This is a genomic window from Acaryochloris sp. IP29b_bin.137, from assembly GCF_028285745.1.
Classification (GTDB): domain Bacteria; phylum Cyanobacteriota; class Cyanobacteriia; order Thermosynechococcales; family Thermosynechococcaceae; genus Acaryochloris.
On sequence record NZ_JANQOP010000320.1, the window covers coordinates 1 to 7,485 of the forward strand.

5 protein-coding genes are annotated in these 7,485 nt (G+C 42.9%); 2 read left to right on the forward strand and 3 right to left on the reverse strand.

Annotated features, from left to right (window positions below; genetic code table 11):
• A partial coding sequence (locus Q0991_RS21930; protein ID WP_299492586.1) for an ATP-binding cassette domain-containing protein occupies positions 1-606 on the forward strand: 606 nt, incomplete at its 5' end.
• Between the two features lie 88 nt (positions 607-694).
• Here the strand turns inward: Q0991_RS21930 and Q0991_RS21935 are convergent.
• Positions 695-907, reverse strand: coding sequence for a hypothetical protein (locus tag Q0991_RS21935; protein ID WP_299492588.1), 213 nt, complete (start codon positions 905-907; stop codon positions 695-697).
• A gap of 229 nt (positions 908-1,136) precedes the next feature.
• Positions 1,137-2,255 (reverse strand): DNA polymerase III subunit beta, encoded by a 1,119-nt coding sequence (gene dnaN, locus Q0991_RS21940; RefSeq protein ID WP_299492590.1) that lies wholly within the window; start codon positions 2,253-2,255, stop codon positions 1,137-1,139.
• Positions 2,256-4,276: 2,021 nt separating this feature from the next.
• Here dnaN and psbU point away from each other — a divergent pair.
• Entirely contained in the window at positions 4,277-4,714 is a 438-nt protein-coding gene (gene psbU, locus Q0991_RS21945; protein ID WP_299492592.1) for a photosystem II complex extrinsic protein PsbU, read from the forward strand.
• An 844-nt stretch (positions 4,715-5,558) separates the two neighbouring features.
• Here the strand turns inward: psbU and Q0991_RS21950 are convergent.
• Positions 5,559-7,253, reverse strand: a complete 1,695-nt coding sequence (locus Q0991_RS21950) for an ABC transporter permease subunit (RefSeq protein ID WP_299492594.1) — start codon at positions 7,251-7,253, stop codon at positions 5,559-5,561.
• Between the last annotated feature and the right edge of the window lie 232 nt (positions 7,254-7,485).

Sequence of the window (7,485 nt, forward strand, 5' to 3'; positions counted from 1 at the left end):
GCGGGTGAAATTGTGATTCTCACGGGTCCTTCTGGATCAGGGAAGACAACATTACTCACATTACTGGGAGGCTTAAGGGCAGCCCAAAGCGGCAGTCTCAAGATCCTAGACCAGGAAATGCTGGGAGCCTCGAAACAGCAGCTCAGCCAACTCCGCTGTCATATTGGCTATATTTTTCAGGCCCATAATCTGATGAGCTTTCTAACGGCCCAGCAAAATGTGCGCATGTCCCTGGAACTACATGACGCTTTTTTGGAGCAAGACCTGGATGAGATCGCAGCCAACATCCTCAAAGCGGTCGGCTTAGGCGATCGCATCAACTACTACCCCGATGAACTTTCCGGGGGACAGCGTCAGCGTGTCGCCATTGCTCGGGCTTTAGCCAGTCATCCTAAAATTATCTTGGCAGACGAACCGACTGCTGCTCTGGATAAAAAATCGGGACGAGACGTAGTCGAGATTATGCAACGCCTCGCCCGGGAACAAGGCTGTACCATTCTCCTAGTGACCCATGACAACCGGATTTTGGACATTGCTGATCGGATCATTTATATGGAAGATGGACGGTTAGCTCCGATACCAAAGATGGATGCGATCGCAGCCTGAGCCATTAAGATAGCTCATCTCAATCAATAATCCCCCCTCACATCTCAAACCATGACATAAGGGGGGACTCAAAAGCTCAAACATTGCCTTAATCTCGACAACCAGGCCAATTCTCCTCATCATCAGGTGGCTGATCATACACGATAGGCGACAGTGCACATTCATCAGAATTGTCTATGATAGTCTCTTGAGCATCATCAGCCTGCTCAGAGGGTTGGAGGAATGAACGCATGGCATTAGCAGTGCTAGCGAAAACACTCACCAGGCTCACGGACAAAACCAGAATAATGATTTCTTTCATGCGCATAACCCTTTACCAACAAAGCTGAGGATATTTATCTAGACTTTGCACTACTAGTGATCAAATCATAGAAGATATCTTCTTTAATTTTCAATATTTTGCTGTCTAACCTTAAAGAAAGATTGCTTCGGATATATCTACACCAGTTCAGACGGTTGTCAAGATTGATGACTGTGTCTGGTCATGATTAGTTCCTATATCGCTAGGGTACCCATAGTTGTTTACCTGACTAACTGCGAATCTGAATCGGCATAATCAGATAGGTAATTTGACGACCAGAGACAGGTGCTAGCACAGCAGGGCTAGTTGCTGAATTTAGCTGCAGTTGAACCTCTTGACTTCCCATGGCTTTTAAGCCATCACTCAAGTATTTAACGTTAAAAGCAATGTCTAAGTCATCGCCAGAAATTTGGGCAGGTAACTGTTCCTTGCCCATCCCTAGTTCAGGAGCTTCAGCAGAGAGGGTGACCTGTTGTTCTTGGCTGTCAATTTGGAGCCGGATAATATTGTTTTTTCGAGCTGCTAACACCGCAATTCGTTCGACACTGTTGAGCAATAATTGACGCTCAACCGTCAATTGACGCTCAAACTGTTTGGGCACAAGCTGAGGATAAGCAGGATACTGGCCTTCCAACAACCGACAGCTGAGGCGTTCGGTACCTTGCTCGCCCGTTAGTTCAAAAATGGCCTGATTGGTATCAAATCGAAGGACGATATCAGCATTGACCCGTGCTAACATCCGTTCCAGCTCTCGTAGGGCTTTGGCGGGCATCGTCATGGTCATGGGTTCGGATATCACTAAGTCGGGAAAATTTGCGATCGCAAGCCGATGCCCATCGGTTGTGGCAAATTCAACCCCTTCTTCAGAGGTGTTTAAGTGCAAGCCAGTCAGAATTTGTTTACTTTCATCTGTGCTGGCTGCAAACAATGTGGCTTGCAGACCTTCCACAAAGATATCAGTAGGTAAATCCAGGGCAGGGACTTCATCCAAATTGGGTAGGCCTGGAAATTCCTCCGCTACTAACCCTTGCATTTGGTAACGACCGGAGTCGCAGGTCAAGGTCACCGCTGTTTCGTCTGTTTCAACCTCGATATCGCCATTGGGCAACCTGGAAACAATATCATTTAGAAATCGTGCTGGCAGCGTTAAGGAGCCTGTTTCCTCAACCTCTGCAGCAATCCAAACTTGAATACCAAGGCTTAAGTCAAATACCGTCAGTCCTAGCCGCTCTGCTTGAGCCGTAAGCAGTACATTCGCCAACACTGGGTGGGCAGGACTAGACGGGACAACCCGACTTAGGAGTGAGAGTTTCGAATTGAGATCATTCTGTTGACAGACCAATTTCATAACTCTTCAGGAGGATCCAACACTTTCTAAACTCTGGGAGCAACATCGTAACATCATTGCCCTATCTCACAAAGTCACTAGTTTTTTGCTGAAAAAAGAGGTCTATCTATATTCTCCCCTTTTTAAATTTAAATAATAGTAGTAATAGTAGGGGCTGTGGAAAATGTGGAAAAAGTGAACAACCTCAGTCATACCAATACTTTGAGCGTAGGATAGCCTGTGGAAAACTTGTGGAAAAGATCAGGGGGTTTTCCACAGGCTGTGAATAATTATTTTTTTCTCCACAGGACTCCCCAGTTTTCCACAAAGTTTTACCAGAGTTTTCCACAAAAAAATGGCAGTTTTCCACAAGCTATTTTCCAGATTTATAAATCTTGATGAAAGATTTAAGGTTGTATTTATATTTTCTGTAATCCTTTTAAGACAAGGTATATAGCAATTTATCAAGAATAGACCCCGATTCCTTGAAAGCTGAACGGTCATCCCAGAATATCCACAGTTCTAAGTGGATACTGGTAACTCCCAGTCATTGACTGGAATCGGCATTAGATTTTTTCTAGCTATCTGACCGATTGTCATCCAATTTGGAGGAAATCATGACTTGAGGTCAATCATGTCCTGTTGCCAATGGAGATTTACCTTTGCGCCTTGGCCTTGAATTTGGCAAGCTGTCCCCTGGGCCAGGCTGTTCAGCCTGGATTATTCACAAGAATTTCAATCACTGATTGCAGAGAAACTTCCAAAACTAGCCTGTATTGCAGGCAAGTGCTGGATTTAATCTATTGGAGAAGCGTTCGAGGAATTCCCAAACTCGTCATGAATGATGCAGGCTAGGAGTCTGCCGCTATCCGATAAAGTCTTTCTGGATTTGTTATCGGTGTCGCTCAACAGTTCAGGTTTTTTAAGCTCAGCTAGAGGTATAGGGCTACCTGACAGACAATCTTACTGATTCGCTAAGGGCAATGGTTCGCTAAGTGTTTTGCGCTCAGCATCGGTGCGAAGGTAATCAAAGCAAAGGCAATTAAGATAACGCACATCCAGAAAATGGCTGTAATCAAAGTAGGAGCAGAGTCTGATCTATATCTGTCTGATATACATAGGGCTGAAACTCTGGATTAATTCATGGATCCAAATAAGCTAAAGAATATTTTTAGTTCAGATTAAAATTAACAATTTAATAACAGATACTCCTGAAATTAAATTCTAGCAATGGATTGACGATATTTGAATTGTAAATATGATCTGAGCAGTCACCATTAAAATATTTTCATTTTCATAATTTATGACAATAAGAATGATTTATCTGGTATATTTTTTAAAAATTAAAAAATTGTCTATCTAATTTTAAAGAAAATAACTGAATCAAATAACTCTATTAATGAGGTCTATGTGCTTCCTCAAAATAATTCACACGACTCAATTCTAAACTTCTCAGAATCTATGACAGCTATCTAATGCTATTAATTGACACTTTGTGCTTTGCATATAGTGCTGTTTTATTTTTGCTAGAAGCAGTGCGAAAGCGCTGTAAAAACCAACAGTTTAGTTACACAATAATCTTAGTTCCAGACTTCCTTCCGAGGATTGGAAACAGCTCTAAGGTATATCTACAGCGACAGCTGGCTTTGGAGCAATTAAGAGATAAGTGATCTATAGAGTCGTGATTTATGAACACCTTATATCTGGGCCAGAAATTTGAAATTTCTGTGTGTACTTAATTAATTTTTTTGTAAAAAATGATATAAAAAAACTAAAACTCTAAGCTAAAAGATATTTAAGAATAAGAATTTTTTAAATAGTTCTTGTCTTTTATGATTCTTATTTTAGATGATTTCTACTTCTACGGTTTCAATGGTGCTCAAGAAGTTTAGATGAATTTGAGATTGCCATGTAACTTTTTCTGGATAGATAAACAGTTTTCTGATTTTATTGAATTCTGATTTTTTCTTGATTTTTTGTTTTCGGTTGCTTAGTTTATTTAGCTTTTTTTAATCTTATTAAGAGTAAAGGATGTCATTCATATGAGACTACTTTTCCGCCGTTGGGCTGCCTTGGCTTTTGCTAGCTTGTTGAGTTGGATAGGTTGGCTACAACCGGTTTATGCACTGGATATTAACGGACTTTTTAACTCTCCGATTACCCTGGTTTCGACTTACCGGAATCCTGTAGATGCCAAGCTAGAAACGGACTATGGTAAAAAGATTGATTTGAATAATACGAATGTTATTGCTTTTAGCCAATTTAAAGGTCTTTACCCAACAATTGCGGGTAAAGTGGTTCAAAATGCACCCTACAGTAGTGTCGAAGAAGTATTAAATATTGGTGGTTTAACTGAATTTCAAAAGAAAATGCTACAACAGCACCTCGGCGACTTTACGGTTACGGACCCAGATCCAGCTTTAGTCGGTGGTCAAGATCGCTACAACACAGGAGCCTATTATCCTGTCCGTCGTTCGTAAATGTATTTTACATGGATGGAATAGAGATGTATTCCATCCATGTGTTTATAAGCGTTAATACATTATCTATAATCAACCACTTACATTATGAGTACTCAACAATCGAACTTCTCCATTATTGATAGGGATGACAACAGTTACTCCTCAGTTTTTACAGTGATTAGTATCTTAGTTTTCTGGATTGTTTTAGCATCAATATTGTTCACCATACTTGTTTATTCAGCCTCAAATTGCTCTTGCGCAACTTTTGATCTATTACGGCTCGCATGTCGTCCTTGCGCATAAGCGGAGGGTAATAACCGAAGAATTTACGCAGCCACAAGCATTGCTTCAATCATGCTTGACCCTGGATATGATCGATACCTAGGACTGTCAGCTGGTTGAAGAGTGCTTGTTTATTTTGCACACCATAATTTTAGCTTGCACGCTCTTGTCAGACGGAGGCCGTAGGAACTGTCTTAGATTGTTCAGCTGTGACTATGATTAAGCCTTTCGACTCATCTATGTATTGGCAATAGCTCTATTGTTTCCTTTGTGAATCAAGTGTTGGAAAAATCGACAGTATTCATAGCTTAGTTGGACTTCATGGATCTCTGTCAAAGGCTATGGTTTTTAACTGAGGGAGGCCGAAATTTGCCTCCCTCACAAGTAATAATTGGCTCAAAACAGATTATTAATAGACAAAAAAAATAACCCCCGAGGGGTTATTGGTGTAAGGAGTGGTACAAGACGCATATTGCGCTTATCTAAGTTACCCCTATTAAAACCGAAAGGGGTGAAGATAGTGTGAAGCTCTGATACCCTGTTGCTTTCTGGCAACAGGTATAGGCAATGCATCCAAATGCTATGTCGATCGAAGTTGCTCACGAATCCTATGACTGATCCCATCTACACTGAGACTTAACACCACAAAACAACTTAAGGTCCATAGCATTCCGGAACTATCGAAGCTGCTTAATTGCTCACTTAATAAACGCCCCAATCCGCCAGCTCCCACTAAGCCAACAATCACCGTCTCTCTCATACTTACTTCCCATCGATAGAAGGAATAAGCTGTAAAACTAGGAAGTGTCATGGGCAAAACGCCATAGAGAAAGATGGTGAGACGAGAAGCCCCTTGTGCTTGCAGCGCGATAAGAGGATGTGGAGCTAGATTCTCGTTTACCTCTGCCATCAGTCGTCCCAAGATACCTAAATTGTGGATGCCAAGGGCGATCGCACCCGGCAATACCCCTGGAAACACAATAAATAAGATAATCAATGCCCAAATGGGGGCAGGAATGGAACGACAGAGCAACAGCACTGTTCGGAGTACGATGGCAAACGCCCGAGCGCAGACCTGGCGGAGCGTGTTCTGACCGAATAGACCTCCGGGAAGAAAAGAATAAGATGCCGTCCCCCAAGAAAAGAGGATTCCTCCACAGCCCGCAGCTATGATGGCCAGTAGAGACATGCTCAGGGTTTCTAGAGAGACCCCAACATACTCAAAGAAGGAAGGGGGCGTGATCCTTAGGCCTTGGACGAGCTGTTGAATGTTGTACCAGGTGTTGGAGCTAATTAGCTTGGTTAGATCCGGTGAAATGTAGGTATAACTCCAAACCAGACTGCCGATGAGAATCCCCATCACCATGCCAAAGGTAGGAAGATTTGACTGAAGTGCTGGGAGGGCTTGGTCGCCAAGGAGCGATCGCGAAAAATAGATCTGTTTATTCTGAGTTGTATTTTTTAGGTGTAAGTTAATCCGGTTGGGGCAGTCTAGGTGCTGGCGAACTTTAGCACTCATCCAATCCACTAACCCGTTTAGCGCAATTAAGGCATAAATAAAGGTCCAGACCTGATGATAGCGAAGCGATTGTAAGCTCAAGAAAATCTCATGCCCCAATCCTCCGACGCCAATAATTCCCAGTGTGGTTGCTGATCGGAGGGAACATTCAAACCGATAAAAGCTATAAGATAGTAAATTCTTACTGGCGGCAGGCAGCAATCCGTAGAGCAAAGAATGGATGCCCTGTCCTCCACTGTGGAGTATCCCTTGCAAAGGTTGGCGAGGCGCATCATCGAGGATATCGCTAAAAACCTTGGCAACAATGGCACTGTAAGGGATGGTAATGGCTGCGATCGCAGTTAACGGATCCAATCCCCAGAGATTGATCAGGAGTAATCCCCACAACATTTCATGAATGGCTCTAGGAATGACCAATGCTATTCTCAGTGTCTGCCCTATCCAGGCATGAACGCCTAACGCTTGACGACCGACGTCTGACAGGAAAACACTGCTGATAAATCCAACTATTAAACTCAAACCTGTCCCACCAATGGCATAGGCCAGGGTGGTCAGCACTGCATGTCCGGTGGTTTTGAACAGTGCGGAATTAAGTGCAGGATGAAGACTAGCCTGCCAAAACTCTAAAAACTGAGGCCATCCACTGGTATTCCAAAGATGATTGGTAGTCCCCCAACCCACGCCCACGCCCACAACAGTAAGGACCGCCAAACCGAACAGAGGTGACTTTTGGTTGAGGATAAACTTTGACGTCATACCATCCTAGGGCTTACCGATCAAGGCTAAACCTTACCAAACGGTCTAGGTTTGGAGCAAGACAGTGAAAGGGGGCTAATGGAATGGAGTAAAGACTGTAATACGATAAGGGTTTTAGCTATATCGTCAAAAAAGAAGCCCTGATGCTGAGTAAAATCCGTTTTCAGGTCAGCAGTAGGGCCGTAGACGCAGTTAGGAGGTATCTTGCCTTACAAGTTAGCGACACTATTCA